Annotated in this window: 21 protein-coding genes and 1 pseudogene; 11 read left to right on the forward strand and 11 right to left on the reverse strand. The window is 69.9% G+C overall.

Going from position 1 to position 26630, the window contains the following annotated elements; all coding sequences use genetic code 11:
* Window positions 1-20 precede the first annotated feature (20 nt).
* Complete coding sequence (gene denD / locus ACEN9J_RS01365; RefSeq protein ID WP_413763080.1) at window positions 21-1040, reverse strand: D-erythronate dehydrogenase; 1020 nt, start codon at window positions 1038-1040, stop codon at window positions 21-23.
* Window positions 1041-1127: 87 nt separating this feature from the next.
* On the opposite strand from denD, the gene ACEN9J_RS01370 reads away from it, so the two are divergent.
* The 5 genes from ACEN9J_RS01370 (at window position 1128) to ACEN9J_RS01390 (ending at window position 9345) form a co-directional block, all read left to right on the forward strand.
* A complete protein-coding gene (locus tag ACEN9J_RS01370; RefSeq protein WP_413763081.1) occupies window positions 1128-2033 on the forward strand; it encodes a LysR family transcriptional regulator in 906 nt (301 codons plus the stop codon).
* Between the two features lie 88 nt (window positions 2034-2121).
* On the forward strand, window positions 2122-2937 hold the full coding sequence (locus ACEN9J_RS01375) for a putative hydro-lyase (protein WP_413764529.1): 816 nt from the start codon (window positions 2122-2124) through the stop codon (window positions 2935-2937).
* Window positions 2938-3027: 90 nt separating this feature from the next.
* Window positions 3028-4335: an MFS transporter gene (locus ACEN9J_RS01380; protein WP_413763082.1), complete on the forward strand. Its 1308-nt coding sequence runs from the start codon at window positions 3028-3030 to the stop codon at window positions 4333-4335.
* A 45-nt stretch (window positions 4336-4380) separates the two neighbouring features.
* The gene (locus ACEN9J_RS01385; RefSeq protein WP_413763083.1) at window positions 4381-8037 is read left to right on the forward strand and encodes a hydantoinase B/oxoprolinase family protein; all 3657 of its coding nucleotides are present in this window, start codon (window positions 4381-4383) and stop codon (window positions 8035-8037) included.
* A gap of 231 nt (window positions 8038-8268) precedes the next feature.
* Window positions 8269-9345 carry a hypothetical protein gene (locus ACEN9J_RS01390; RefSeq protein ID WP_413763084.1) on the forward strand — a complete coding sequence of 359 codons (1077 nt, stop codon included), beginning with the start codon at window positions 8269-8271 and terminating at the stop codon, window positions 9343-9345.
* A gap of 131 nt (window positions 9346-9476) precedes the next feature.
* Here the strand turns inward: ACEN9J_RS01390 and ACEN9J_RS01395 are convergent, their stop codons facing one another.
* On the reverse strand, window positions 9477-11180 hold the full coding sequence (locus ACEN9J_RS01395; protein WP_057597073.1) for an electron transfer flavoprotein-ubiquinone oxidoreductase: 1704 nt from the start codon (window positions 11178-11180) through the stop codon (window positions 9477-9479).
* Between the two features lie 138 nt (window positions 11181-11318).
* Between ACEN9J_RS01395 and ACEN9J_RS01400 the strand changes: the two genes are divergently transcribed.
* From ACEN9J_RS01400 to ACEN9J_RS01410, 3 genes are all read left to right on the forward strand, one after another.
* Window positions 11319-12101, forward strand: coding sequence for an SDR family oxidoreductase (locus ACEN9J_RS01400; RefSeq protein WP_413763085.1), 783 nt, complete (start codon window positions 11319-11321; stop codon window positions 12099-12101).
* 77 nt (window positions 12102-12178) lie between these two features.
* A complete protein-coding gene (locus ACEN9J_RS01405) occupies window positions 12179-13009 on the forward strand; it encodes a DMT family transporter (protein ID WP_413764530.1) in 831 nt (276 codons plus the stop codon).
* On the forward strand, window positions 13006-13428 hold the full coding sequence (locus ACEN9J_RS01410) for an acyl-CoA thioesterase (protein ID WP_057597070.1): 423 nt from the start codon (window positions 13006-13008) through the stop codon (window positions 13426-13428). Before ACEN9J_RS01405 ends, ACEN9J_RS01410 begins: the two co-directional genes overlap by 4 nt.
* Before the next feature lie 19 nt (window positions 13429-13447).
* On the opposite strand, the pseudogene ACEN9J_RS01415 reads toward ACEN9J_RS01410, so the two are convergent.
* Both ACEN9J_RS01415 and ACEN9J_RS01420 read right to left on the reverse strand, forming a co-directional pair.
* Window positions 13448-14809, reverse strand: a pseudogene (locus tag ACEN9J_RS01415) (sensor histidine kinase); the annotation flags it as partial.
* 3 nt (window positions 14810-14812) lie between these two features.
* Window positions 14813-15481, reverse strand: a complete 669-nt coding sequence (locus ACEN9J_RS01420; protein WP_057597068.1) for a response regulator transcription factor — start codon at window positions 15479-15481, stop codon at window positions 14813-14815.
* Between the two features lie 146 nt (window positions 15482-15627).
* Here ACEN9J_RS01420 and ACEN9J_RS01425 point away from each other — a divergent pair, with 146 nt between their 5' ends.
* Both ACEN9J_RS01425 and ACEN9J_RS01430 read left to right on the forward strand, forming a co-directional pair.
* On the forward strand, window positions 15628-16344 hold the full coding sequence (locus ACEN9J_RS01425) for a phosphatase PAP2 family protein (RefSeq protein ID WP_296737125.1): 717 nt from the start codon (window positions 15628-15630) through the stop codon (window positions 16342-16344).
* 57 nt (window positions 16345-16401) lie between these two features.
* The gene (locus ACEN9J_RS01430) at window positions 16402-18156 is read left to right on the forward strand and encodes a phosphoethanolamine transferase (protein ID WP_413763086.1); all 1755 of its coding nucleotides are present in this window, start codon (window positions 16402-16404) and stop codon (window positions 18154-18156) included.
* Window positions 18157-18186: 30 nt separating this feature from the next.
* On the opposite strand, the gene ACEN9J_RS01435 is transcribed toward ACEN9J_RS01430, so the two are convergent.
* From ACEN9J_RS01435 to eat, 4 genes are read right to left on the reverse strand one after another with little or no spacing between them, the layout of a single operon-like run.
* Window positions 18187-18765, reverse strand: a complete 579-nt coding sequence (locus tag ACEN9J_RS01435; protein ID WP_093344841.1) for a peroxidase-related enzyme — start codon at window positions 18763-18765, stop codon at window positions 18187-18189.
* Window positions 18766-18815: 50 nt separating this feature from the next.
* Window positions 18816-19601 carry an ethanolamine ammonia-lyase subunit EutC gene (gene eutC / locus ACEN9J_RS01440; protein ID WP_413763087.1) on the reverse strand — a complete coding sequence of 262 codons (786 nt, stop codon included), beginning with the start codon at window positions 19599-19601 and terminating at the stop codon, window positions 18816-18818.
* A complete protein-coding gene (locus ACEN9J_RS01445; RefSeq protein ID WP_413763088.1) occupies window positions 19598-20992 on the reverse strand; it encodes an ethanolamine ammonia-lyase subunit EutB in 1395 nt (464 codons plus the stop codon). The genes eutC and ACEN9J_RS01445 overlap by 4 nt, the downstream gene beginning before the upstream one ends.
* 7 nt (window positions 20993-20999) lie before the next feature.
* On the reverse strand, window positions 21000-22427 hold the full coding sequence (gene eat / locus ACEN9J_RS01450) for an ethanolamine permease (RefSeq protein WP_057597062.1): 1428 nt from the start codon (window positions 22425-22427) through the stop codon (window positions 21000-21002).
* Window positions 22428-22557: 130 nt separating this feature from the next.
* Here eat and ACEN9J_RS01455 point away from each other — a divergent pair, with 130 nt between their 5' ends.
* Window positions 22558-22968, forward strand: a complete 411-nt coding sequence (locus tag ACEN9J_RS01455) for an FKBP-type peptidyl-prolyl cis-trans isomerase (protein WP_057597061.1) — start codon at window positions 22558-22560, stop codon at window positions 22966-22968.
* A gap of 3 nt (window positions 22969-22971) precedes the next feature.
* On the opposite strand, the gene ACEN9J_RS01460 is transcribed toward ACEN9J_RS01455, so the two are convergent.
* The 3 genes from ACEN9J_RS01460 to ACEN9J_RS01470 form a co-directional block, all read right to left on the reverse strand.
* The gene (locus ACEN9J_RS01460; RefSeq protein WP_093344831.1) at window positions 22972-23733 is read right to left on the reverse strand and encodes a glucose 1-dehydrogenase; all 762 of its coding nucleotides are present in this window, start codon (window positions 23731-23733) and stop codon (window positions 22972-22974) included.
* A gap of 173 nt (window positions 23734-23906) precedes the next feature.
* Complete coding sequence (locus ACEN9J_RS01465; RefSeq protein WP_413763089.1) at window positions 23907-25505, reverse strand: glucan biosynthesis protein; 1599 nt, start codon at window positions 25503-25505, stop codon at window positions 23907-23909.
* A gap of 282 nt (window positions 25506-25787) precedes the next feature.
* Window positions 25788-26621, reverse strand: coding sequence for a class I SAM-dependent methyltransferase (locus ACEN9J_RS01470; RefSeq protein ID WP_413763090.1), 834 nt, complete (start codon window positions 26619-26621; stop codon window positions 25788-25790).
* Between the last annotated feature and the right edge of the window lie 9 nt (window positions 26622-26630).

The following is a 26630-nucleotide window of genomic DNA, read 5'->3' on the forward strand; positions in this document are numbered from 1 at the left end:
GCCATGCCGCAAAGGCATGACTATGCAACAAGCGGTAGCTTCACCGCGTCGGGATTTTCACGGACGTACTCGCGAATCACCGCGTCGAAGCTGTCGTCCGAACCCAGCCCGAGCGCGCGGGCGCGCGGCGTGTCGAAGCGCCCGGGCCAGGACTTCACGATGCGCCGGATCGTCGGCTCGGGCGTGCGGTCGAGCAGCTCGGTCGCGGCCGGGCCGGCCACGCGTTCGAGGGCCGCGGCCATCTCGCCGACGGTCGTGGACAGCGAGGGCAGGTTCACGGCGGTGCGCGGACCCCATTCGGCCTCGCTCGCCTCGGCCGCGCGGATCAGCCCCTCGATGGTGCGCGCCGGCGAGGCGACGGCCACCGGCGTCTCGTCGGGCACCGGGCAGGCCGCGCGCAGCCCGGCCAGCGGCTCGCGGATCATGCCGCTGAAGAAGCCCGAGGCCGCGCCGTTGGGCTTGCCCGGGCGCACGCTCACCGTCATCAGGCGCACGCTGCGCCCGCGGATGAAGCCCTTGCGCGTGAAGTCGGCCACCAGCTGCTCGCCGATGAACTTCTGGATCCCGTAGCTGGTCTGCGGCGTGGGCAGCGTGCGGTCGTCGATCACCGGCGGCAGCGGCTGCTCGGGCGAATCGCCGAACACCGCGAGCGAGCTCGAGAACACCAGCACCGGCCGCGTGCCGAGCGCGCGCAGGCGTTCGAGCAGGGCGTGGGTGGCGGCGAAGTTGCTGCGCATGCCGAGGTCGAAGTCGGCCTCGCACTCGCCGCTGACCGCGGCCGCGAGGTGGAACACGGCTGCGGCCTCGCGCCAGGGCGTGGCGTCGGCATCGGCGCCGAGCTGGTCGTTGAGGTCGCCGGTCACGAAGGCGACACGCGGGTCGGCCGCGAGGTCGGCCGGCGGCGGCGCGCGGTCGACCAGGGTGATCCTGGCGATGGGGGCGGGCGCCGCGCCCGCGAGCGAGAGGCTGCCTTGCGCGAGCAGCGTGCGGGCGAGGCGGGCGCCCAGAAAGCCGGCGCCGCCGGTGATGACGATCTGCATGTCGGTCCTTGTCTCCTTGTCGAGGGTTCGAGGATAAGCGCGACCGGCGCGACACTCGGGGCCTTCGCCAGTCCGTCGAACCGAACGATGAACCTCCGATTCGTGGAAGCCTTCCACTGGGCCGTGGCCCTCAAGAGCGTGACGCGCGCCGCCGAGAAGCTGCACCTCACGCAGTCCGCGCTGTCCAGCCGCATCGCCGCGCTCGAGCGCGAGCTCGGCACCTTGCTGCTCGACCGCCGCGACAAGCAGTTCCGCCTCACGGTGGCGGGCCAGCGCTTCCATGCCTTCGCGCAGAAGCTGCTCGAGATGCAGATGCACATCAAGGCCGAGATGGGCTCGGGCGCGGTGCGCGAGACGGTGCTGCGCGTGGGCGCGATCGAATCGGTGGTGCACAGCTGGCTCACCGGCTGGCTCAAGCACATGCAGTCCACCTACCCGGACTTCGAGCTCGAGCTCACGGTCGAAACCACGCCGGTGCTGGTCGACCAGCTGCAGCGCGGCAAGCAGGACCTGGTGTTCGCCGCGCTGCCCGCGGTGGGCGACGGCGTGCGCACGCGCGCGGTGCCGCCGATGGCCATGTGCTTCGTCGGCCACCGCGAGCTGCACCTGCGGCGGCGCTACCGCATCGCCGACCTGCTGTCGCTCGACCTGCTGACCTTCCAGCGCGGCTCGCAGCCGCACGTGGCGCTGCTCGAGTTCTTCCGCGAGGCCGGCGGCGCGGCGCCGCGCGTGCATGCGATCTCCTCGATCTCGGCGATGGCGCAGCTGGTGGAGGCGGGCTTCGGCGTGGCCACCTTGCCGCGCGCGGTGGTCGATGGCCTGGCAAGGCGGCTGCCGCTGCGGGTGCTGCCCAGCGAAGGCACGCTGGAGCCATTGCCGATCTATGCGAGTTACCGAGACGACCCGTCTTCGCTGCTGCTGGAGGCCGCCGTGAGTTCCGCCGTGGTGCACGGCTCGCACCGCGCTGGGTCATCGAAAAAATCGATGAGCTGAGCAAGAAACTTTGCGTTGGCGTTCGGGCGCGCGGATTCCCACAATCCGCCCACCACAACGAAGAGACATGCAGCCGCTCGCCAACGCCATGCCAGCCAACGACGAATCGATCTCCCTGCCCACCGGCGCGAGCAGCGCACGCGAAGTGCGGCAAGCCGCCCGAGCCGGCCGCCTGAGCGGCCACACCAGCGGCCTGGCGAGCGCCCACGTGCAGGGCAACCTCGTGATCCTGCCGCAGGCGTACGCGGGCGACTTCCTGCGCTTCTGCCAGGCCAACCCCAAGCCCTGTCCGCTGCTCGGCGTGACCGAGGCCGGCGATCCTTCGCTCCCCGCGCTCGGCGAGGACATCGACCTGCGCAGCGACCTGCCGCGCTACCGCGTCTGGCGCGGGGGCGAACTGGTCGACGAGCCCACCGACGTGCGCACGCTGTGGCGCGACGACATGGTCGGCTTCGTCATCGGCTGCTCGTTCACCTTCGAGCATGCGCTGCTGGCCGAGGGCATCGCGCTGCGCCACGTGGCGCACGGCCGCAACGTCGCGATGTACCGCACCGGGCTGCAGACGGTGCCGGCCGGTCCGTTCAGTGGGCCCCTGGTGGTGTCGATGCGGCCGCTGCGCGCGGCCGATGCGATCCGCGCGGTGCAGATCACCTCGCGCTTTCCGGCCGTGCACGGCGCGCCGGTGCACCTGGGCGATCCCGCGCTGATCGGCATCCGCGACATCGGCCGCCCCGAGTACGGCGATGCCGTCGAGACGATGCCCGACGAGCTGCCCGTGTTCTGGGCCTGCGGCGTGACGCCCCAGGCCGCGCTCGCGGCCGCGCGGCTGCCGCTGGCGATCACGCATGCGCCGGGCGCGATGCTGGTCACCGACCTGCCGCACCACCGGCTCGCCGCGCTGTAGCGCGCCGCCCCTGGTTCCGATCGCCGCCGGTCCCCTGGGCAGGGACCGCGCGGCGCCGGTGCCGCCCCGACCCACCCTGGAGAAGACACCATGAAAAACAGCACCCTCGAGGCCACCGCGCCGACGCCCGGCGACGGCACGGCGGAGGCCGGCGACGCCAACTGGCTGCGCACCCTGAACCCGAACGAGAAGCGCACGCTCGCGGCCTCGTTCAGCGGCTACGCGGTCGATGCCTTCGACTACTACACGCTGCCGCTGGTCACGCCGATCCTGCTGTCGCTGTGGGGCATGAGCAAGACCGAGGTCGGCCTGATCGGCACCGCGACCCTGGTGGCCTCGGCGCTCGGCGGCTGGGCCGCGGGCATCCTGGCCGACCGCTATGGCCGGGTGCGCATCCTGCAGCTCACGATCCTGGTGTTCGCGATCTTCACCTTCGCCTGCGGCCTGGCCCAGACGCCCGGGCAGCTGCTGGTGGCGCGCACGCTGCAGGGTCTGGGCTTCGGCGGCGAATGGGCCGTGGGTTCGGTGCTGATCGCCGAGATGATCCGGCCGGCTTATCGCGGCAAGGCGGTCGGGCTGGTGCAGAGCAGCTGGGCCGTGGGCTGGGGCGCGGCGGTGCTGGTGTCGATGGCGCTGTTCTCGTTCCTGCCGCCCGAGGTCTCGTGGCGCGTGATGTTCCTGCTGGGCCTGCTGCCGGCGCTGCTGATCGTCTTCATCCGGCGCTCGATCAGCGATCCCGAGATCTACGTGCAGACCCGCGCCGCCGTGGCGCGCGGCGAGCGCAGCGGCAATTTCCTCGCGATCTTCAAGCCCGGCGTGCTCGGCACCACGGTGCTCGCGAGCCTGCTATTCACCGGCATGCAGGGCGGCTACTACGCCATCGGCGTGTGGCTGCCGACCTTCCTGAAGAACGAGCGCCACCTGACGGTGCTGGGCTCGGGCGGCTACCAGTTCATGTTCATCGTCGGCGCCTTCGTCGGCTACCTCTGCGGCGCCTACCTGTCGGACCGCCTGGGCCGCCGCCGCGCCTTCATCCTGTTCGCCATCGGCGCGGGCCTGCTGGTCTATGCCTACACGCTGCTGCCGATCACCGACGGCCTGATGCTGCTGCTGGGCTTCCCGCTCGGTTTCTTCATGTCGGGCATCTTCAGCGGCGCGGGCGCCTTCCTGGCCGAGCTGTTCCCCAACGAGCTGCGCGGCTCCGGGCAAGGCTTTTGCTACAACTTCGGGCGCGGCATCGGCGCCACCTTTCCGGCGCTGGTCGGCGTGCTGAGCGACCGCATGCACCTGCCGCTGGGCACGGCCATCGGCATCTGCGCGGCGGTAGCCTATGCGATCGTGGTGGTGGTGGCGCTGTGCCTGCCCGAGACCCGCGGCCGCGACCTGCGCCAGAACTGACCCGATTCCGCTCCCTTTTCTCGCGAAGACCTATCCTTGTTCCCCATGACCACGCAAACCCTTCCCCCGTCCCGCTGGCAGTTCTGGATCGACCGCGGCGGCACCTTCACCGACCTCGTGGGCCGCGATCCCGAGGGCGGCCTGCACACGCTCAAGCTGCTGTCGGAAAACCCCGAGCAGTACCGCGACGCGGCCGTCGAGGGAATCCGCCGGCTGCTGAAGCTGGCACCGGGCGAGGCCGTGACGCCCGAGCGCGTGGAGTGCGTGAAGATGGGCACCACGGTGGCCACCAACGCGCTGCTCGAGCGCAAGGGCGAGCCCACGGTGCTGGTCACGACGAAGGGCTTCCGCGATGCGCTGCGCATCGCCACCCAGGCGCGGCCGCGCCTGTTCGACCGCCGCATCGTGCTGCCCGAGCTGCTGTACCGGCGCGTGATCGAGGCCGACGAGCGCATCGACGCGCAGGGCGGCACCGTGCAGGCGCTCGACGAGGCGCCGCTGCGCGCGCAGCTGCAGTCCGCCTTCGACGAGGGCCTGCGCGCCTGTGCGATCGTCTTCATGCACGGCTGGCGCCACACGGCGCACGAACTCGCGGCCGAAGGCATCGCGCGCGCCATCGGCTTCACGCAGGTGTCGGTGTCGCACAAGACCAGCCCGCTGATGAAGCTGGTGCCGCGCGGCGACACGACGGTGGTCGACGCCTACCTGAGCCCGATCCTGCGCCGCTATGTCGAACAGGTGTCGCAGCAGATGCCGGGCGTGCCGCTGTTCTTCATGCAGAGCTCGGGCGGGCTCACGCAGGCGCACCGCTTCCAGGGCAAGGACGCGATCCTCTCGGGCCCGGCCGGCGGCATCGTCGGCATGGTGCGCACGGCGCTCGATGCCGGCCATGCGCGCGTGATCGGCTTCGACATGGGCGGCACTTCCACCGACGTGTCGCACTACGCGGGCGAGTTCGAGCGCTCGTTCGAGACCCAGGTGGCCGGCGTGCGCATGCGCGCGCCGATGATGAGCATCCACACGGTGGCGGCCGGCGGCGGCTCGATCGTCTCCTTCGACGGCGCGCGGCTGCGCGTCGGGCCCGAGTCGGCCGGCGCCAATCCCGGTCCCGCGAGCTATCGCCGCGGCGGCCCGCTGACCACCACCGACGCCAACGTGCTGCTCGGCAAGATCCAGCCCGCGCACTTCCCGCGGGTGTTCGGCCCGGGCGCCGACCAGCCGCTGGACCGCGACGCGGCCGAGCGCGGCTTCGCCGCGATGGCACGGCGCATGACCGAGGCCACGGGCCGCGCGGTCGGTGCCGAGGAGGTCGCGAGCGGCGCGCTGCGCATCGCGGTGGCGAGCATGGCCAATGCGATCAAGCGGATCTCGGTGGCGCGCGGCTACGACGTCACGCAATACACGCTGCAGTGCTTCGGCGGCGCGGGCGGCCAGCATGCCTGCCTGGTGGCCGATGCGCTGGGCATGCGCAGCGTCTACCTGCATCCGCTGGCGGGCGTGCTCTCGGCCTTCGGCATGGGGCTGGCCGACCAGCTGGCGCTGCGCGAGCGCGCGCTCGAGCGCCGGCTCGACGCGTCGGGCCTGGCCGAGGCGCGCGAGGCCGCGATCGGCCTGGCCGGGCAGGCGGTGGAGGAATTGCGCGGGCAGGGCGTGGCCGAAGCCGCGATCGAGGTGCTGCATCGCGTGCAGCTGCGCTACGAAGGCACCGACACCGCGCTGCCCTGCGCGCTGCCGATGGACACGCCGGCCGCCGAGGCCATCGCCGCGATGCGCGACGAGTTCGAGCAGGCCTACCGCCGGCGCTTCGCGTTCCTGATGAGCGAGCGCGCGCTGGTTATCGAGGCGGGGGCGGTCGAGGCCGTCGGCGCGGGCGAGCGCACGCGCGCCGCGGCCACGACCGGCAAGGCCGAGTCGCATGTGCCCGAGTCGCTCGCGGCCGTGCGCATGTACTGCGAGGCCGACGAAGCCGCCGCGGGCTGGCGCGATGCCGCGCTGTTCGACGAGGCCGCGCTGCGCCCCGGCGCGGTGGTCGACGGCCCGGCGATCCTGGCCGGGCGCAACGCCACCACCGTGGTCGAACCCGGCTGGCAGGCACGCGCCACGGCCGACGGCGTGGAGCTGCATCGCGTGCGCGAGCGCGCCACCAGCCATGCGATCGGCACGCGCGCCGACCCGGTGATGCTCGAGGTCTTCAACAACCTCTTCATGAACATCGCCGAGCAGATGGGGCTGCGGCTGCAGAACACGGCCTACTCGGTCAACATCAAGGAGCGGCTGGACTTCTCGTGCGCGCTGTTCGACGTCGAGGGCAACCTGATCGCCAATGCACCGCACATGCCGGTGCACCTGGGCTCGATGAGCGAGTCGATCAAGACCGTGATCGCCTGCAACCCCGACATGAAGCCTGGCGACGTGTTCGTGCTCAACGACCCCTACCACGGCGGCACGCACCTGCCCGACATCACGGTGGTGACGCCCGTCTACCTCGACACGGCCGATGCGCGGCCCTCGTTCTACGTGGCCTCGCGCGGCCACCATGCCGACGTGGGTGGCATCACGCCGGGCTCGATGCCGCCGTTCTCGAAGACCATCGGCGAGGAGGGCGTGCTGATCGACAACTTCAAGCTGGTGGCGGGCGGCCGGCTGCGCGAGGTCGAACTCCGCGCATTGCTCGGCGGCGGCGCGCATCCCTCGCGCAACATCGAACAGAACCTGGCCGACCTGCGCGCGCAGATCGCGGCCAACGAGAAGGGTGTGCAGGAGCTGCAGGCCATGGTGGCGCAGTTCGGCCGCGAGACGGTCGCGGCCTACATGGGCCATGTGCAGGACAACGCCGAGGAGTCGGTGCGTCGCGTGATCACGGCGCTCAAGGACGGCGAGTTCGTGCTGCCGCTGGACAACGGCGCGCGCATCCAGGTGCGCGTGAAGGTCGATGCGGCCGCGCGCTCGGCGACGGTGGACTTCAGCGGTACGAGCGCGCAGTTGCCGAACAACTTCAATGCGCCGCGCGCGATCACGATGGCGGCGGTACTGTACGTGTTCCGCACGCTGGTCGACGACGACATTCCGCTCAACGCGGGTTGCCTCAAGCCGATCGAGGTGATCGTGCCCAGCGGCTGCATGCTGAACCCGTTGCCGCCCGCGGCGGTGGTGGCCGGCAATGTCGAAACCTCGAGCTGCGTGACCAATGCGCTCTATGGTGCGCTGGGCGTGATGGCGGCGAGCCAGTGCACGATGAACAACTTCACCTTCGGCGATGGCGCGCACCAGTACTACGAGACCATCTCGGGCGGTTCGGGCGCGGGCGAGGGCTTCGACGGCACGAGCGTGGTCCAGACCCACATGACCAATTCGCGGCTCACCGATCCGGAGGTGCTGGAGTTCCGTTACCCGGTGCGTCTCGACAGCTACAGCCTGCGTTCGGGGTCGGGTGGTGCGGGGCGCTGGCGTGGTGGTGACGGCGGTGTGCGGCGGGTTCGGTTCCTGGCACCGATGACGGCGTCGATCCTCAGCAATGGGCGGCACCATGGTGCGTTCGGTGGTTCGGGTGGCGAAGCGGGCGCGGTGGGGATCAATCGTGTGGAGCGGGCCGATGGAACGGTCGAGCCTCTGGATCACATCGGGCAGGTGCAGATGGGGGCGGGGGATGTGTTCGTGATCGAGACGCCTGGTGGGGGTGGGTGGGGCGCTGTTCAGGGTTGAGGCCTTGAGGTCTGGGGCGGGCGCGCGCCGACGGGGTACTCCCCTCCGCGAATGTCCCCCGGCCTGCGGCCTCCTCCTTTATTTCGCTGCGGGGAGTACCCCATCGACACGCGCCTGGACGCAATGGTTGTTGGGCCGCCGGCACCAGCGCAGCGCCCCCGGTAACAAGAAAGGCGTGACCAAGCACGAACGCATCGGATAGGCACAGGAGCCTGCGCTACCCTCTCGCGCATGAAAGCGCTGCCCCCAGATTTTCTCGCGACCCTGCGCCTGCCCGTGCAGCACGAGGACGACCTCGATGCCCAGGCGACCTTCTTCGATCGCGATGCGGTGTCCGACTTCTACCGCGCGACGGTGAAGGAGGGCACGGGCGACGAGGTGCTGGAGGCCGCGACCGCGCTGCTGCCCGACCTGCATCCGCTGCGTGCCGCGCTGTTCGCGATTCTTTGCGGCGGGCTGGTGGAGAACGGCGCCGATCCGCGGTTGCTGTTTCCGGCGGCGCTGCGACGCCTGGCCCGACTGCTCGAATCGCTCGCACCCTATTGCGCCGCGGAGCCGATGGAGGACGACGAAGAAGAAGCGTCCGAGGAGGAGCCGGCCGACGTCCTCGCCTGGCGCGCCGCCGAAGCCGCGCTCGAAGCACTGCCGCCGGCCGAGCGCCTGCAGGTCGAAGCGAGCCGGCAGGCGGTCGACCTGCTGGTGCTGCCGCTGATGGCGATGCTGATGCGCGATGTCCGCAACCATCGCGAGCTGCTGGCCGACGAGGCACTGTGCGCGCGCATCGAGGCGTTGTCGGTCAACGGCACCTTGCCCTTCGAGGAACTGCACTTCCTGCACCGCACCGCCCAGATGGCCTACGAGGACGAGCTGGTCGTGCTGCTGCCGGCCTCGAACGCGGGGATGATCGTGCGTGCCCACGGCATCAACAACAACTTCCACGCCTTCTCGCTGCTGCAGGACCTGTTCAGCGTGCATGCGAAGACCCTGGGCATCCGGCAGCCGCTGGCCGATCGTCTCGGTGCCGACGACGAGCCGCGCGACAGCGATTCGGCGCAGTACCTCTGGCTGCAGGCCAAGGCCTATGCCGGTGGTGAACTCGTCGACCGCATGGCCTGGGCCTGGGGCGAGGGGACTTTGCGCGAGAACGCGCGCCGGCAGGGAAGGCTGGTGCTCGTCGCGCTGGAGACCGAGGACAAGCCCGCGCGCGGCTGGAACGGTTTCAACCAGGCCTTCCATTCGGAGCAGAAGCCACAGGTGACGGTAGTGCGCTTCCTCACGGCCGACGAGGTAGCCACCTACTTCGCCTGACCCCCGCAGCGAAATCAAGGAGGAGGCCGAAGGCCGGGGGACATTCGCGGAGGGAAGTACCCGCTGTCCTGTGCACGCGCCCCGAACGAAAACAAGAAGGCCCTCCGAAGAGGGCCCCAGAAGAACAGACCTTACATCCCCACGTAGTTGGGCCCGCCGCCCCCTTCAGGCGTGACCCACACGATGTTCTGCGTCGGATCCTTGATATCGCAGGTCTTGCAGTGCACGCAGTTCTGCGCATTGATCTGCAGCCGTTGCTTGCCCGCGCTGGCCTCGTCGGGCACGAACTCGTACACGCCCGCCGGGCAGTAGCGGCTTTCGGGGCCCGCGAACTTCGCGAGGTTGACGTTGACCGGCACCGACGCGTCCTTCAGCGTCAGGTGGGCCGGCTGCTGTTCCTCGTGGTTGGTGTTGCTGATGAACACGCTCGAGAGCCGGTCGAAGGTGAGCTTGCCGTCGGGCTTGGGGTAGGCGATCGGCTGGCATTCCGAAGCCGGCTTCAGGTACTGGTGGTCGGGCTTGGTGCGGCGCAGGGTCCAGGGGATGTTGCCCTTGAGCAGCCATTGCTCGATGCCGTTCATCAGCGTCGCGACCAGCAGGCCCTTCTTGAACCAGGCCTTGAAGTTGCGCGCCTTCTTGAGTTCGGCATGCAGCCAGCTCTTCTCGAAGGCCGCCGGGTAGGCCGTGAGCTCGTCGTGCTGGCGGCCGGCCTGCACTGCGTCGAAGGCAGCCTCGGCGCACAGCATGCCGGTCTTGATCGCGGCGTGGCTGCCCTTGATGCGGCTCACGTTGAGGTAGCCGGCCTCGCAGCCGACCAGCGCGCCGCCCGGGAACACCGTCTTGGGCAGCGATTGCAGGCCGCCGGCCGTGATCGCGCGCGCGCCATAGCCGATGCGCTTGGCCGGCTTGATGCCCTTGGCCTCGTCGCCCTCGAGGTACCAGCGGATGTTGGGGTGCAGCTTCCAGCGCTGCATTTCCTCGAACGGGCTCAGGTACGGGTTGCTGTAGTCCAGGCCCGTGATGAAGCCCATGGTGACCTTGTTGTCCTCCATGTGATAGAGGAAGGCGCCGCCGTAGGTGTCGCTCTTCATCGGCCAGCCGGCCGTGTGCAGCACGAAGCCGGGCTCGTGGCGCTTGGGATCGATCTCCCAGACCTCCTTGACGCCCAGGCCGTAGGTCTGCGGGTCCTTGCCCTCGTCGAGCTTGAACCTGGCGATCAGCTGGCGGCCCAGGTGGCCGCGCGCGCCCTCGGCGAACACCGTGTACTTGCCCAGCAGCTCCATGCCGAGCTGGAAGTTCTCGGTCGGCTCGCCGTCCTTGCCGACGCCCATGTTGCCGGTGGCGACGCCGCGCACGGCCCCCTTCTCGTCGTAGAGCACCTCGGCGGCCGGGAAGCCCGGGAAGATCTCGACGCCGAGGTTCTCGGCCTGCTGCGCCAGCCACTTGGTGAAGGCACCGAGGCTGATGATGTAGTTGCCGTGGTTCTGGAAGCAGTCGGGCAGGAAGGCGTTGGGCGTGCGCAGGCTGGCCTTCTCGCCGAGGAACACCATCGCGTCGTCGGTCACGGGCTGGTTCAGCGGCGCGCCGAGTTCCTTCCAGTCGGGCAGCAGCTCGTTGAGCGCGCGCGGGTCCATGATGGCGCCCGACAGGATGTGGGCGCCGGGCTCCGAGCCCTTCTCGAGCACCACGACCGAGATCTCCTTCTCGTGCTGGGCGGCGAGCTGCTTCAGGCGAATCGCGGTCGAAAGGCCGGCCGGCCCGCCACCGACGACGACGACGTCGTACTCCATGGCTTCGCGGGGACCGTACTGGGCAAGGATTTCGTCGTGGGTCATGGGGGTCTCGTCGATATGATGGGAGGCACTGGCGCTTCGTGGCTGCCGGGCATTTTATGCGGGCGCCACGGGCCGCCCCGCGGGGCGTGTCGCCCGTGTTTTCACGTCGCCTTGGCGACTCCACAGGAACAGCACTCCATGGCGTACAGCATCGATCTCTCGGGCCGCGTGGCCTTCGTCACCGGCGCCTCGAGCGGCCTCGGCGCGCAGTTCGCGAAAACGCTGGCGCGCGCGGGTGTCGCCGTGGTGCTCGCGAGCCGGCGCGTCGACAAGCTCAAGGAGCTGCGCGCGCGCATCCAGGGCGAGGGCGGCGACGCCCACGTGGTCGAGCTCGACGTGACCGACATGGCCAGCATCAAGGCCGCGGTGGCGCGCGCCGAGACCGAGGTCGGCGCCATCGACGTGCTGGTCAACAACTCGGGCGTGAGCACCACCCAGCGGCTGCAGGACGTGACGCCTGAAGATTACGACTTCATCTTCGACGCCAACCTCAAGGGTTCGTTCTTCGTCGCGCAGGAGGTCGGCAAGCGCATGCTGGCGCGCGCCAAGGGCGCGGCGCCGGGCACCTACATCGGCGGGCGCATCGTCAACATCGCCTCGGTGGCCGGGCTCAAGGTGCTGCCGCAGATCGGCGTCTACGCCATGAGCAAGGCCGCGCTGATCCAGATGACCAAGGCCATGGCGCTCGAATGGGGCCGCTTCGGCATCAACGTCAACGCGCTGTGCCCGGGCTACATCGAGACCGAGATCAACGAATCGCACTGGAGCACCGAGGGCGGCGCCAAGCTCGTGAGCATGCTGCCGCGCAAGCGCGTGGGCAAGCCCGAGGATCTCGACGGCCTGATCGTGCTGCTGGCCAGCGGCCAGAGCCATTTCGTGAACGGCGCCGTGATCGCGGCCGACGACGGGTTCGCGCTCTGAGCCCGCGCGCCTGGATCGGCATCGCGGCCGGCCTGGGCGCGGGCGCGCTCTGGGGGCTGGTGTTCGTCGTGCCGCGCATGGTCGGGCACTTCGCCATGGTCGACATCGTCTCGGCGCGCTTCGCCGTCTTCGGTGCCGTGTCGGCGCTGGCCGTGTTCGCGCGGCCCGCGGCGCGGCGCTGGCCCACGGGGCGCCAGGCGCTGGCCGCGCTCGGCCTCAGCGTGCTGGGCTTCAGCGGCTACTACCTGCTGCTGGCCTTCGGCATCGTGGCCGCGGGTACCGAGGCGCCGAGCCTCATCATCGGCACCATCCCGGTCTGGATGATGCTGCTGGGCCGCCCGCCGGGGCTGCGCATGGCCGCGCTGCTGCCCGGCCTGCTGCTCACCGGCGCCGGCATCGCGCTGATGATCTGGGGCGCATGGTCGGCCCGGCAGGGCGGTGCGCACGGCGGCGGGCATTTCGCCTGGGGCATCGTGCTCTCGCTCGGCGCGATGGCGAGCTGGACCGTCTACGGCCTGCTCAACGCGGCCTGGCTGCAGCGCCACACCGAGATCCACGCGGCCGACTGGGCCAACTGGCTCGGCATCGCCACCGGCCTGGGCGCCATCGGCCTCTGGCTCGTGGCCGGCAGCGAGCTCGCGGCGCTGCGGGCCCAGCCCGATGGCCTGCTGTTCGTCGTGCTGGCGCTCGCGGGCGGCTTCGGCTCCTCGTGGCTCGCCACCATCCTCTGGAACCTCGCGAGCCAGCGGCTGTCGGCCAGCCTCTGCGGCCAGCTCATCGTGAGCGAGACGCTGTTCGCGCTGGTCTATTCCTTCGTCTGGGACGGCCGCTGGCCGCAGGCCACCGAGCTGGTGGCGGCGCTGCTGTTCGTCCTCGGCATCCTCGCCTCGATCAAGGCCCACCGATGAGAATCGAAATCCCCGAGAAGAAGAAACTGGTCTACGAAATGTCGATCCCGATCCGCTGGGGCGACATGGACGCGATGGGCCATCTCAACAATGCCAGCTACTTCCGCTACCTCGAGACCGCGCGCATCGACTGGATGCATTCGATCGGCTTCGAACCCGAGCCCGGCGGCGAGGGCATGGTGATCGTGAATGCCTTCTGCAACTTCTACCGCCAGATCGAGTACCCGGGCAACGTGCTGCTCAGGATGTACGTGAGCGACCCGGGCCGCACCACCTTCGAGAGCTGGGCCACGATGGCGCGCGCCGACCAGCCCGAGGTGATCTGCGCGGCCGGAGGGGCGACCACGATCTGGGTCGACTTCCCGAAGCAGAAGGCGCTGGCGCTGCCCGACTGGCTGCGCGCGCTGGTGAGCGACTGAGGGCCGGCGCCGGCCCTCTGGCCGGCCGCAGCACGATCCGCGCCTCGAAGCCGTGGGCCGCGCCCGCCGGCGGTGAAGCCAGCTCGAGCTTCGCGCCGTGCTTCTCGACGATGGTGCTCACGATCGAGATGCCCAGGCCGTAGCCGGCGCGGTCGGAGCTGTGGCGCACATGGCGTTCGCGCAAGGTCGCGAGCTGCTCGGCGTTGACGCCCGGGCCGGCATCGCGCACCGCGAGCACGCAGGGCGCCATCACCTCGATCACGACGCGGCCGTCGCCGCCGTAGCGCAGCGCGTTCTCCGCCAGGTTGCGCAGCGCGATCGCGAGCGCGTCGACGTCGCCCAGGGCCACCGGCGCCACGCTGTCGGGCACCTTGAGCGCGAGGCGCTCGGCATGCTGAGGGTCCTGCCAGAACTCCTGGGCCACCGTGCCGGCCAGTTGCACCAGGTCGACCCGCTCGCGCGCGAACGAGGCGCCCGACTCGGCGCGCGAGAGCTGCAGCAGCTTCTCGGCGCGGTGGCTCAGGGTGCGCAGCGCGTCGAGCGCGGCCTGCACGTCGTTGCGCTGCAGGTCGTGTTCGAGCGCGGTCTGCAGCCGCAGCCGCGCGGCCGCCAGCGGCGTGCGCAGCTCGTGCGCGGCATTGGCCGCCAGCGCACGCTCGACGTCGAGCGAATGCGACAGGCGCTGCAGCAGCAGGTTGACGTGGTCGCCGACGGTGCGCAGCTCGCGCGGCAGGTTCGGCAGGGCGATCGGGCGCAGGTCGGCGCCGCTGCGCTTCTCGATCTCGCCGGTGAGCTGCTGCAGCACGCGCAGCTCGGTGCGCGCCACGTTGCGCAGCACCAGCGCCAAGAGCGGCAGCACCGCGCCGAAAGGGATGATCAGCCCGAACAGCGTGCGGTTGAGCGCGCGGCGGCGCTCGTCGAGCGGATCGGCCACCTGGAAGAACAGGCCCAGCGTGGGATGGCGCACCGTGTAGATGCGCCAGTTCGGGTTGTTCGCGAAACCGGCCGCGAGCGGGACGTCAAAGGTGTCCTCGGGGGCCTCGGCCGAGCGCAGCAGCACGTGCTCGTGCAGGTCCACGATCTGGTAGATCACCGCGTCCTCCGAGAACAGCTGCTTGGGCGCGATCAGCGGCGCGCGCGGCGCCTCCTCGCCGGGGTGCTGCAGCTTCTCGAGTTCCTGCACCGCCATCGCGAACATGCGGTGCGAGACCTCGACCAGTTCGTTGTCGAAGTTGTGGTTGATCTCGCGGTCCACATACCAGACCACCGCGAACACGCACAGCAGCCAGACGCCGCCGACCCACAGGATCAGCGTGCGGGTGAGCCGGCCGGCCAGGGTGTCGCGCTCGCTGCGCGCGCGAGGTCGCGCCGCTTCGGTCATCGGCTATTCCTCCTCGTCGGCCGAAAGCCGGTAGCCGAGCCCGCGCAGGGTCTGGATGTGGCTGCGGCCGAGCTTGCGCCGCAGCCGGCTGATGAAGACCTCGAGCGTGTTGCTGTCGGCTTCGTCGCCGAAACCGTAGAGCGCATCGGCGAGGTTCTCGCGCGTGTGGATGCGCTCGGGCCGCGTGGCCATCACGCGCAGCAGTGCCCACTCCTTCTGCGTCAGCGTGACGGGCTGGCCGTCGCGGCGCACGCGGTCGTGCGCGATGTCGATCTCGAGCGTGCCCAGCTGCAGCACGGGCGAGTTGCTGGCGCTGCGCCGGCGTTCCACCGCGCGCAGCCGCGCCAGCAGCTCGGCCGGGTCGTAGGGCTTGATCAGGTAGTCGTCGGCGCCGGCATCGAGCCCGCGGATGCGGTCGGTGACCTGGTCGCGCGCGGTCAGCACGATGACGATCGGCGGCTCGCGCAGCGCGCGCACCTGCGGCAGCAGCGACAGGCCGTCGCCGTCGCCCAGGTGCAGATCGAGCAGCACGGCCGCGTACTGCACCGAGAGCAGCGCGCCGCGCGCATCGGCCAGGCTCGGCGCCACGTCGACCACGAAGGCCTTGGCCAGCAGGTAGCCGCAGACCGCGTCCGCCAGCGCCACATCGTCTTCGACCAGCAGTATGCGCACGCGGTGGCACTCCTCGGATTCGGTGGGAAAGCCGCAGTCTAGCGTCCGGGACGCGGTCAGCTGGCGCTCAGATGGCTTCAGCTTCGGTTCATGTGGCTTCAGCCCTGGTTCATTCGCGCGGCCTAGGCTGGCACCCATTTTTGCCGATGGCCGCTTTTTCCTCGATGACTCGCCGCTTTCCGAACCTCCGCCTCGGCGCCTGGACCCTGATCTCGTTCGCACTGCTGCTGCTCTGGGACGCCAGCGGCGCCGACCTGCCGCTGGCGCGCTGGATGGGCACGCCGATGGGTTTTCCGCTGCGCGAGAACCCGTTCCTGGTCCAGGTGATGCACACCGGCGCCAAGAACCTGAGCTGGGCGCTGGTGATCGGGCTGTTCCTCGCGATCCGCTGGCCCGTGGGTTTCCTGCGGCGCCTCGACCGCGCCAGCCGGGCGCAGCTCGCGCTGACGGTGCTGGCCTCGGTGCTCGCTGTCAGCCTGTTCAAGCATGCGAGCCATACGAGCTGCCCCTGGGACCTGCAGGAGTTCGGCGGCATGGCGCACTACGTCTCGCACTGGTCCTGGGGCGTGCGCGACGGCGGCCCGGGCGGCTGCTTCCCCGCCGGCCACGCCTCCACCGCCTTCGCCTACCTGGGGGGCTACTTCGTGCTGCGGCGCGTCTCCCCTCGAATCGCCTCGACATGGCTGGCCGTCGCGCTGATCGGCGGCCTGCTGCTCGGCGTGACGCAGCAGTTGCGCGGCGCCCACTACATGAGCCATACCCTCTGGAGCGGCTGGGTCTGCTGGACCGTGGGCCTCGCCATCGACACCATGGTCCGTCGCGCCCGCCGCTCCGCGGACGTTGTTGCATTGCAGCAGGCCTGAACGCCGTCTGAACTTCGAGTTCAGGCTCCTTTCAGGCCCGCTTCCTATATTTGTCGCATGTCTGTCACGCGCATAGAGCCCGCGCCGCTCCGGTCCGGCATCCCATCGATCTCCGAACCCTCGCCGGGCCCCGCGCCCGCATCCTCGTGGGAGACGGTGCGGCAATGGCTGGAGCGGCCGCGATCGGCCCGGCAACTGGTGCTGTGGCTGGCCCTGTACCTGGGCGTGGCCGCCAACTGGCCGCTGTGGAACGAGCTGGCCCGTATCGGCGGCGCCCCCAGCACCTACCTGCCGACCATCGCCGCGATGAGCCTGCTGAGCTTCTGCGGCACGGTGGCCATGCTCTCGTTCACCGCCTGGTCGCGCTGGATGAAGCCCCTGTGGTTCGCGGTGGCCGTGCTGGCGGCGCTGGTGCAGCACTACATGCTCGAGTACCGCGTGGTCATGGATCCGACCATGATCGCCAACGTGCTGCAGACCGATCCCAACGAGGCGCGCGACCTGCTGAGCTGGCGCATGGGCTTCAACCTGCTGGTGGTGATCGCGCCGGTCGGCGTCGTGCTGTGGTTCGCGCGCATCGTGCCGATGCGCTGGCTGTCGCAGCTCTGGCGCAACGCCGTGCTGCTGCTGCTCATGGTGGTCGTCGCGCTGGTCGCGGCCGTCGCCATGAACCGGCAGCTGGCGCCCCTGATGCGCAACAACGTGCACCTGCGCTACATGATGAACCCGATCGCCAGCCTCTATTCGACCGGCGCGGTGTTCATCAAGCCGCTGTTCAAGCGCAGCGGCAAGCTGATCCCGATCACCGCGGGCACCACGCTGGGCGCGAGCTACGCGGCCCAGCAGAAGCCGCCGCTGTTCGTGGTGGTGGTGGGCGAGACCGCGCGCGCCGATCACTTCGGCCTTAACGGCTATGCGCGCGACACCACGCCCGAGCTCGCGAAGCGCGGCGTGCTGAGCTACCGCGAGGTCTATTCCTGCGGCACCAACACGCTGGCCTCGGTGCCCTGCATGTTCTCGCCGCTGGGCAAGCAGGGCTACGAATCGCGCAAGGACGACTACGAGAACCTGGTCGACGTGCTGCAGGCCGCCGGGCTGGCCGTGTTCTGGCTCGACAACCAGGCCGGCTGCAAGGGCGTCTGTGCCCGCATTCCCAATGCCTCGGCCTTCGACAACCTGCCGCCCGCCACCAAGAGCGCGCTGTGCGACGGCGAGGAGTGCCTCGACGACGTGATGCTCGAGGGCCTCGATGCGCGCATCGCCGCGCTGCCGGCCGAGCGCCGCGCCAAGGGCGTCGTGCTGGTGATGCACCAGATGGGCAGCCACGGGCCCGCCTACTACAAGCGCTCGGGCGCCGACATGAAGCGCTTCCAGCCCGAGTGCAAGACCAATGCGCTCGCCGAGTGCGGCCACACCGAACTGATGAACGTCTACGACAACTCGATCGCGCAGACCGATCGCTTCCTCGGCCGCACCATCGACTGGCTCAAGGGCCAGTCGAAGCAGTACGACCCGGGCCTGCTCTACGTGAGCGACCACGGCGAATCGCTGGGCGAGTTCGGCCTGTTCCTGCACGGCGTGCCCTACAGCTTCGCGCCCGAGGCGCAGAAGCATGTGCCGATGGTCACCTGGTTCAGCGAGGGGCTCGATGCGCGGCGCCAGCTCTCGCGTTCGTGCATGGAAGCCGGGCTCGACACGCCGTTGACGCACGACAACCTTTACCACACGGTGCTCGGTGTGATGGACGTGAATACGCCGACCTACAAGCCGGGGCTCGACATGCTGGCGTCGTGCCGCGGCAAGAAGGGGTAACGGATTCGGGATCGGGCCTTCGATCCCGATCTACTTTTTCTCGCGCGGCAGTCGCCCCATCAGGAAGAACTCGGGATTCGGCTGCATGCCGCTGAAGCTCGCGAGCCGGTTGCTCAGGCCGAAGAAAGCGGTGATCGCCGCGATGTCCCAGATGTCCTCGTCGTCGAAGCCGTGCGCGTGCAGCGGTGCGAAGTCGCTGTCGTCGATCTCGTGCGAGCGTTCGCAGACCTTCATCGCGAAGTCGAGCATCGCGCGCTGGCGCGGCGTGATGTCGGCCTTGCGGTAGTTCACGGCCACCTGGTCGGCCACCAGCGGCTTCTTCTCGTAGATGCGCAGCAGCGCGCCGTGCGCCACCACGCAGTAGAGGCACTGGTTGGCCGCGCTGGTGGTGGTCACGATCATCTCGCGGTCGCCCTTGGTCAGCGAGCCTTCCTCCTTGAGCATCAGCGCGTCGTGGTAGGCGAAGAAGGCGCGCCATTCGGCGGGCCGGCGCGCGAGCGCGAGGAACACGTTGGGCACGAAGCCGGCCTTTTCCTGCACCGCGAGGATGGCGGTGCGGATGTCCTCGGGCAGGTCGGCGAGTTCGGCGAGGGGGTAGCGGGTGGTCATGGTGTCTCCGGGTGGTTCTGCGCGCCATCATAGGCACGCCGGCCCGGTGGCTACGCGCCTGGCAGCGCCTGCGACCCACCACCCGCCTCCAGCACCGCCAGATCGCTCTCGTCCTTGAGCCCCACGCCGCTGAGCCCGCGCCGCAGCGCCTCGCGCATCAGCCAGGTCAGCTTGAAGGCGGCGAGCTCGTACGACAGGCCTTCGGGCCGCACGTTCGAGATGCAGTTGCGCTCGGCATCGTGGCGGCCCTTGCGCGGCGCGTGGGTCAGGTAGATGCCGAGGCTGTCGGGCGAGCTGAGGCCGGGCCGTTCGCCGATCAGCATCACGGAGAGCGTGGCGCCGAACAGCTCGGCTGCCTCGTCGGCGAGCGCGACGCGCGCCTGGGTCGCGATGACGACGGGGGCGAAGCGGGTATCGGGCGGCAGGTGAGGGCGCAGCGCCGCGAGCAGCGGCGCCGCGTGGCGCGCGACCGCGAGCGAGGACAGGCCGTCGCCGATCACGATGCAGACGTCGACCGGCGCATTCGCGCCGGCGCGCAGCCGGTCCGCGTCGCCGGCATCGAGCTGCCGTCCCAGGTCCGGCCGCCGCAGGTAGGTGGCGCGGTCCTCGGCGCGGCTGCGGGCACGCACGGTCCGCCAGCCGTCGTGCCGCAGCGCGGCTTCGAGCGCATCGACGTCGAGCGCCGCATGGATCGCGTCGCGCGCCATCGCATGGGCCCAGCCGAAGCGCAGGGTCTCGTCGGTCGGCATGCCGGCGCCGGCGCGGCCCAGCGCGAGCCGTGCGGGCGTGGCCGAGCGCCACTGGCCCCAGGGGTTGGGCGTGACAGCGTCGCTCATGAAGACAGCGCCGACAGGGCCCCCATGCCGGCCAGCAGCCGGTTGGAGGAGGGCGGCGCGATCCGCCCGGCCGCATCGGTGATCTGCATGCGCTGCAGCCAGGCCTCGAACTCTGGCGCGCGCTTCAGGCCCAGGGTCTGGCGCAGGAACAGCGCGTCGTGGAAGGAGGTGCTCTGGTAGTTGAGCATCACGTCGTCGGCGCCCGGGATGCCCATGATGAAGTTGATGCCTGCGGTGCCCAGCAGCACCAGCAGGTTGTCCATGTCGTCCTGGTCGGCCTCGGCATGGTTGGTGTAGCAGATGTCGCAGCCGATCGGCAGGCCCATGAGCTTGCCGCAGAAGTGGTCCTCGAGGCCGGCGCGGATGATCTGCTTGCCGTCGTACAGGTACTCGGGGCCGATGAAGCCGACCACGGTGTTGATGAGCAGCGGCTTGTAGCGGCGCGCCAGCGCATAGGCGCGCGCCTCGCAGGTCTGCTGGTCGACGCCGAAGTTGGCGTTGGCCGACAGCGCGCTGCCCTGGCCGGTCTCGAAGTACATGAGGTTGTCGCCGACGGTACCGCGCTGGAGCGACTGCGCGGCGTCGTGGGCCTCGGCCAGCAGCTCGGGCGTGACGCCGAACGAGAGGTTGGCCTTCTCGGTGCCCGCGATCGACTGGAACACGAGGTCGACCGGCGCGCCGGCCTCGGCCAGCCGCAGCGTGTTGGTGACGTGCGTGAGCACGCAGCTCTGGGTGGGGATCTCGAAGCGCTGGATCAGTTCGTCGAGCATGTGCAGGAGGCGGCCGAGCACCGGCAGGCTGTCGGACACCGGGTTCAGGCCGATCACCGCGTCGCCCGCGCCGTAGAGCAGGCCGTCGAGCGTGGAGGCGGCCACGCCGCGCAGGTCGTCGGTGGGATGGTTGGGCTGCAGCCGCACCGCGAGGTGGCCGGGCAGGCCGATGGTGTCGCGAAAGCGCGTGACCACGTTGCACTTCTTCGCGACCGAGACCAGGTCCTGGTTGCGCATGAGCTTCGACACCGCCGCCACCATCTCGGGCGTGAGGCCCGGCGCGAGGGCCGTGAGCGCCGCGGTGTCCGCCTGCTCCGACAGCAGCCAGTTGCGGAGGTCGCCGACCGTGAGGTGCGAGACCGGCGCGAAGGCCTGCGCATCGTGCCCGTCGATGATCAGCCGCGTGATGTTGTCGCTCTCGTAGGGGATCAGCGCCTCGTTGAGGAACTGCGCGAGCGGCGTGTCGGCCAGCACGTGGCGCGCGGCCATGCGCTGCTGCGCGGTGGCCGCGCCGATGCCCGCGAGGTAGTCGCCCGAGCGCGCGGGGCTGGCCGCGGCCATGACCTGGCGCAGGTCGTCGAAGGAAAAGCCCTGGCCGGCGATGGTGGTGCGGTAGCGCATCGTTCGATCAGGCGGCGGGCGTGGAGGCCGGCGCCGACAGCATCTCGTCGGGCGCGGCCGCGCGGCGCTGCGCCGAGGTCGCGAGGAAGTAGCCGTAGGCCAGCGCCATCAGCACGAGGAACAGCAGGGTGAGCATCGGGTTGAACCACACCATCGCGCCGAGGCACACCAGGCCCAGGCCCAGCGCGATGGCGGGAAACACCGGGTAGAAGGGCGCGCGGTAGCTGCGCGGCAGCGCGGGCTCGGTGCGGCGCAGCCTGAACAGCGCGGCCATCGAGACCAGGTACATCACGATCGCGCCGAGCACGGCCATGGTCACGATGTTGGCCGTGAGCGTCTGGCCGCCGAACTGCACCCATTCGTCGCTGAAGATTGCCACCACGCCGACGACGCCGCCGGCCAGCAGCGCGCGGTGCGGCGTGTCGAAGCGCGGGCTCAGGCCTGCGAAGTAGCGCGGCAGGTAACCGGCGCGCGCCAGCGCGAAGATCTGGCGCGAGTAGCCCATGATGATCCCGTGGAAGGAGGCGATCAGCCCGAACAGGCCGATCCACACCAGCATGTGCAGCCAGCCGCTGTTGTCGCCCACCACGGCCTTCATGGCCTGCGGCAGCGGGTCGTTGATGTTGGCGAGCTTGCGCCAGTCGCCCACGCCGCCCGCGAAGATCATCACGCCGAAGGCCAGCACCACCAGCGTGACGATGCCGGTGGTGTAGGCGATCGGGATCGTGCGGTGCGGATCGCGCGCTTCCTCGGCCGCCATGGCCGCGCCCTCGATCGCGAGGAAGAACCAGATCGCGAACGGGATCGAGGCGAAGATGCCCGCGATGGCCGCGCCGTTCAGCACGCTGCCGCCGGCCCAGCCGTTGGCCACGAAGTTGGCCATCGACCAGCCCGGCGTGACCACGCCCATGAACACCAAGAGCTCGAAGATCGCGAGCACGGTGACGAACAGCTCGAAGGCCGCGGCGATGCCGATGCCGATCCAGTTGAGGCCGATGAAGATCACGTAGGCGCCGAGCGCGAACCACTTCGGGTTGATGCCCGGGAACTGCACGTTGAGGTAGGCGCCGATCGCCAGCGCGATGGCCGGCGGCGCGAACACGAACTCGATCAGCGTGGCGAAGCCGGCCACGAAGCCGCCATGCGGGCCGAAGGCACGGCGCGCGTAGGCGAAAGGACCGCCGGCATGCGGGATGGCGGTCGAGAGTTCGGTGAAGCTGAAGATGAAGGTGGTGTACATCGTCGCCACCAGCACCGTGGCGACCAGGAAGCCCAGCGTGCCGGCGGTGTTCCAGCCGTAGCTCCAACCAAAGTATTCGCCCGAGATCACGAGGCCGACCGCGATGCCCCACAGTTGCAGCGGGCCGAGCACTTTCTTCAGGTGGCCGGTGCCGCCGTGGGCGGGCATCGCCGAACTCGCTTCGGTGGAAGGCATGGGAGTTCCTCTCTCGGGGGATGTTGACAGTACCCCCGCCGCGAAGCAAGGGCCGTTCCACCGGGGGCGCTGGCGCTTCATGCGCGCTGGCCATAATCGGCCCTTTCCCACCATTCCCTCGAGGTATCCCGTGAAGTCCCTGTTCTGTGCCGCTCTCGTGTCCTTCTGCGCCGTGTCCGCCGCGTGGGCCCAGTCCGCGCCCGTCACCACGGCCAGCGGCCTGATCTACCAGTCGCTCAAGGAAGGCACGGGCGCCTCGCCGGCCGCGACCGACGTGGTCAAGGTGCACTACCGCGGCACCTTCCCCGATTCGGGCAAGGAGTTCGACAGCTCCTACAAGCGCAACGAGCCCACCGAGTTCCCGCTCAACGGCGTGATCCCGTGCTGGACCGAGGGCGTGCAGAAGATGAAGCCGGGCGGCAAGGCCAAGCTGACCTGCCCGCCGTCGATCGCCTACGGTTCGCGCGGCGCGGGCGGCGTGATTCCGCCCAATGCCACGCTGAACTTCGAGATCGAGCTGATCTCGGTGACCAAGCGCTGAGCTTCAGATCTGTGCCATGCCGCCATCGACGAACAACTCGGTGGCATTGACGAAGCTGCTGTCGTCCGAGGCCAGGAACACCACGGCCTTGGCGATCTCGTCGGGCGTGCCGACGCGGCCCAGCGGAATGGCCTGGGCCTGCGATTCGATGAAGCCCTCGACCTGTTCGGGTGTGAGGCCCAGCAGCTCGTAGGCCGGGGTCGGCACCACGCCCGGGCTGACCGCGTTGACACGGATGCCGGCGTCCTTCAGGTCCACGGCCCAACTGCGCGCGAAGCTGCGCACTGCGGCCTTGGTCGCGCTGTAGACGCTGAAGGCCGGCGTGCCCTTGATGCTGGTGATCGAGGCGTTCAGCACGATCGACGACCCCTTGCCCATCAGCGGCAGCGCCTTCTGCACGGTGAACAGCAGGCCGCGCACGTTGATGCCGAAGGTCTTGTCGAAATGCTCCTCGGTGATCTGGCCCAGCGGCACCAGGCTGCCGCCGCCCGCGTTGGCGAACAGCACGTCGAGCCGGCCCTTCTGCGCGCGGATGGTGTCGTAGAGGCGGTCGAGGTCGTCGAGCTTCGAGACGTCGCCGAGCACGCCCGTGACGTTGCGGCCGATGGCTTTCACGGCCGCGTCGAGCTCGGCCTGGCGGCGGCCGGTGACGAAGACGTGGGCGCCTTCGGCCACGAAGCGTTGCGCGGTGGCCAGGCCGATGCCGCTGGTGCCGCCGGTGACGAGGGCGATCTTTCCATCGAGCTTGAGCGAAGAGGTGGACATGACTTCTTTCCTTGGGTGATGCCGCGACGCGGCGTTGACAACGCAAGGAAGTTTGGGTGCCACCCCCGCGCGGACCAAGATGCCGCGCGTCACTTGTTTATTCACGAATCGCCAACAATCGGCCGATGGCCCCGAGCGCTGCCACGCGTGCCGCCGATCGAAGGCGGATGGCCTCAGCCCGGCTGGTACTGGTACAGCCAGGTCTCGGTCAGCGTCTGGTCGCCGTTCTTCAGGTACAGCCGCATGTCGACCGGCTCGTTGCCCTCGGCCGTGAAGTCGAACTGCGCGCGCCAGTGGCCGGTGACGCCGTTGGGCACGGCCTCCGCGAATATGTAGGAGAACTTGCCGCGCGAGGCCGTGAGCACCAGCTCGGGCTTGACGCCGAACGGGATGTTGGCGAGCGGCGCGCCGATGAACTCGACCATGAACTTGCGCACGCCCGGCGGCCGCGGCTGGCCCGGCTGGCCGCCGCGCCCGATGCGCGTCGCCACGCAGCGCGCCAGCGGCGAGGGATAGGGCTCCTGGTCGGTCCAGTGCAGGCGGTACTTGAGGTTGTAGCTGGCGCCGGCCTTGGCATCGGCCTTGGGCACCCAGAAGGCCACGATGTTGTCGTGGATCTCGTCGTCGGTCGGGATCTCGATCAGCTGCACCGAGCCCTCGCCCCAGTTGCCCAGCGGCTCGACCCACAGGCTCGGGCGCTTCTCGTAGTAGACGCCATCCTGGTAGTGATCGAAGGAACGGTCGCGCTGCAGCAGGCCGAAGCCCTTGGGCGCGGTGTCGGCGAAGGCCGAGGCGCGCGTCTGCGTCGGGTTGTTGAGCGGGCGCCAGATGCGCTCGCCCGCGCCGTTCCAGATCGCGAGGCCGTCGGAGTCGTGCACCTCGGGGCGCCAGTCGATCGCGGTGGGCTTGGCGGTCTCGGAATACCAGTACATCGAGGTCAGCGGCACCAGGCCCAGGCGCGCCACGTCGCGGCGCAGGAACAGGCGCGAGTCGATGTCCATGATCACGGCCTTGCCGCGCTGCATCACGAACTTGAACACGCCGGTGACGCTCGGTCCCTCGAGCAGCGCATAGACCGTCATCGAAGTCGTGTTGCCGGGCGCGGGCGTCTCGAAATAGAAGCGTGTGAAGGCCGGGAATTCCTCGGGCCGGTCGGGCACGGCCACCTCGAGCGCGATGCCGCGCGCCGACAGGCCGTACTGGTAGAGCTCGCCGATCGCGCGGAAGTAGGAGGCGCCGAGGAAGGCGACCCAGTCGTTCTTCTGCCAGTCGAGCTTGCTCTGGTCGCCCAGGCGGCTTTCCTGCAGGCGGAAGCCCGCGAAGCCGGCGCCCTCGGGCAGCGCGCGCGCCGGGCTGTCGGCCGGCATCGAGAAGTACGACGGGCTGTAGAGCACCTCGCGCGCGAAGCCGTCGCCGTCGGAGCTCTCGAGCACGTGCATGCGCACCGGCGTCTGGAAGAAGCGGCCGAGGTGGAAGAAGGTGACGGGGAAGGCGCCCGGACCGTCGCGGAACAGGGCGTTGGCCGGGTCGAACTTGAGCTTACCGTGCGCGTCGTAGTCGATCTTGTCGAGCACCTGCGGCGCGAGCGGCGCCGGCGCGGCATAAGGCCTGCCGGCGAGGGATTTGGCCTCCGCGATCAGGTTGTCGAACGAGAAGGGCCGGGGCTGGCTCAGCTGCAGCCCGTTGGCGGCCAGCGCTTCGGCGGGCAGCCCGAGGGCGGCGAGGGCGGCGGCGGCGCTGCCGGCGGCAAGGAAGGATCGGCGATCAAGCATTGTTTTCTTGAGGGTTGCGATGGCTTTGGCGAGTTCGGGCGAACTCCGGGGAGTGGACGAAGGAGAGCAGGCGCCGGCGCGACGGCCGGGCGATCCTAATGCAGCGCGAAACTCCTCCGTCGTGAAGGCACCGGCCTGTGCCGGGAAGCGCAGGTTCGGTGGGCGGGACGAGACTGGAGCTTGCCCGCGCGGCGGCCCGCGGCGCGTCAGCCATTCCGCGCAAACGCCGCCGGACAAGGCCGGCGATGCGACGAAATTGTGCGTTTGTGTATCGGGTCGCGCTCAGCCCGCCGCATGCAGCGCATACACCGCATACATCGGCACGCCGAAGACGGCGCCGATCGCACGCGACAGCATTCCGTGCGGAAAGCCATAGCCGGCCATCACCTGATGGATGCCCGCGAGCCGCAGCCGCGGATGCGCGCGCGCCAGCTCGGCCGGCCGGCGCAGGCCCCAGCGGAACTGCGCGCCCGTGGGCCGCACCGAGGGATGCCGGTGCGCGCGGCCGGTGGCGAGCCAGCACATGGCATCGAAGGCCAGCACCGACCCCGCGGGCGCGCGCTCGCCGAAGGTCGCGAACACGGCCTCGACCTGCGCGGGCTCGAGGTACATCAGCACGCCCTCCGAGAACAGGAACACCGGCGGCCCGTCGCGCGCGGGCAGGCCGAGGCCGTCCCACCAGCCGGGGGCGGTGAGGTCGAGCGGCCGCACCTCGTGGCGCGGCTCGTCGTCGGCCATCAGCGCGCGGCGCACCGCGAGCACCTCGGGCAGGTCGGCGTCGGTCATGCGCGAGCGGCCGTCGTCGAGCCATTGGAAGTAGTGGCTCAGGCCGCAACCGAGGTTGACCACATGGCCACCGGCATGCGCCTGGAGGAAGTCGCGCGCGAGCGCGCGGAAGCAGCGCGTGCGTGCCAGCACGCCGTAGACCGTGGCGCGGTCGCGCGGCAGCGGCGGAGCCTGGTCCTCGAGCGTGGCCAGCAGGCGCGCCGCGCTCGCGTCGCCGATCGCCAGGCGCGGAAACATCGCATCGCCGAAGGCGCGCGCGGCCAGCGGGATGCGCAATGTGGAGGGCACGGCCGAGAGGCCGGAAGCGGGCAGGGCGGCGTCGGAGGGCATGCGGGGACC

Source organism: Variovorax sp. Varisp41 (assembly GCF_047325085.1).
GTDB lineage: Bacteria > Pseudomonadota > Gammaproteobacteria > Burkholderiales > Burkholderiaceae_C > Variovorax.

Coding starts and splice junctions, on each gene's coding strand:
- ACEN9J_RS01400 (WP_413763085.1), top strand. CDS start 11,319: ATGGCGTACAGCATCGATCTCTCGGGCCGCGTGGCCTTCGTCACCGGC.
- ACEN9J_RS01390 (WP_413763084.1), top strand. CDS start 8,269: ATGAAAGCGCTGCCCCCAGATTTTCTCGCGACCCTGCGCCTGCCCGTG.
- ACEN9J_RS01435 (WP_093344841.1), bottom strand. CDS start 18,765: ATGACCACCCGCTACCCCCTCGCCGAACTCGCCGACCTGCCCGAGGAC.
- ACEN9J_RS01465 (WP_413763089.1), bottom strand. CDS start 25,505: ATGCTTGATCGCCGATCCTTCCTTGCCGCCGGCAGCGCCGCCGCCGCC.
- ACEN9J_RS01405 (WP_413764530.1), top strand. CDS start 12,179: ATGGTCGGGCACTTCGCCATGGTCGACATCGTCTCGGCGCGCTTCGCC.
- ACEN9J_RS01425 (WP_296737125.1), top strand. CDS start 15,628: ATGGCCGCTTTTTCCTCGATGACTCGCCGCTTTCCGAACCTCCGCCTC.
- eat (WP_057597062.1), bottom strand. CDS start 22,427: ATGCCTTCCACCGAAGCGAGTTCGGCGATGCCCGCCCACGGCGGCACC.
- ACEN9J_RS01395 (WP_057597073.1), bottom strand. CDS start 11,180: ATGACCCACGACGAAATCCTTGCCCAGTACGGTCCCCGCGAAGCCATG.
- ACEN9J_RS01470 (WP_413763090.1), bottom strand. CDS start 26,621: ATGCCCTCCGACGCCGCCCTGCCCGCTTCCGGCCTCTCGGCCGTGCCC.
- ACEN9J_RS01460 (WP_093344831.1), bottom strand. CDS start 23,733: ATGTCCACCTCTTCGCTCAAGCTCGATGGAAAGATCGCCCTCGTCACC.
- ACEN9J_RS01370 (WP_413763081.1), top strand. CDS start 1,128: ATGAACCTCCGATTCGTGGAAGCCTTCCACTGGGCCGTGGCCCTCAAG.
- ACEN9J_RS01445 (WP_413763088.1), bottom strand. CDS start 20,992: ATGCGCTACCGCACCACCATCGCCGGCCAGGGCTTTTCCTTCGACGAC.
- ACEN9J_RS01430 (WP_413763086.1), top strand. CDS start 16,402: ATGTCTGTCACGCGCATAGAGCCCGCGCCGCTCCGGTCCGGCATCCCA.
- eutC (WP_413763087.1), bottom strand. CDS start 19,601: ATGAGCGACGCTGTCACGCCCAACCCCTGGGGCCAGTGGCGCTCGGCC.
- denD (WP_413763080.1), bottom strand. CDS start 1,040: ATGCAGATCGTCATCACCGGCGGCGCCGGCTTTCTGGGCGCCCGCCTC.
- ACEN9J_RS01375 (WP_413764529.1), top strand. CDS start 2,122: ATGCCAGCCAACGACGAATCGATCTCCCTGCCCACCGGCGCGAGCAGC.
- ACEN9J_RS01380 (WP_413763082.1), top strand. CDS start 3,028: ATGAAAAACAGCACCCTCGAGGCCACCGCGCCGACGCCCGGCGACGGC.
- ACEN9J_RS01410 (WP_057597070.1), top strand. CDS start 13,006: ATGAGAATCGAAATCCCCGAGAAGAAGAAACTGGTCTACGAAATGTCG.
- ACEN9J_RS01385 (WP_413763083.1), top strand. CDS start 4,381: ATGACCACGCAAACCCTTCCCCCGTCCCGCTGGCAGTTCTGGATCGAC.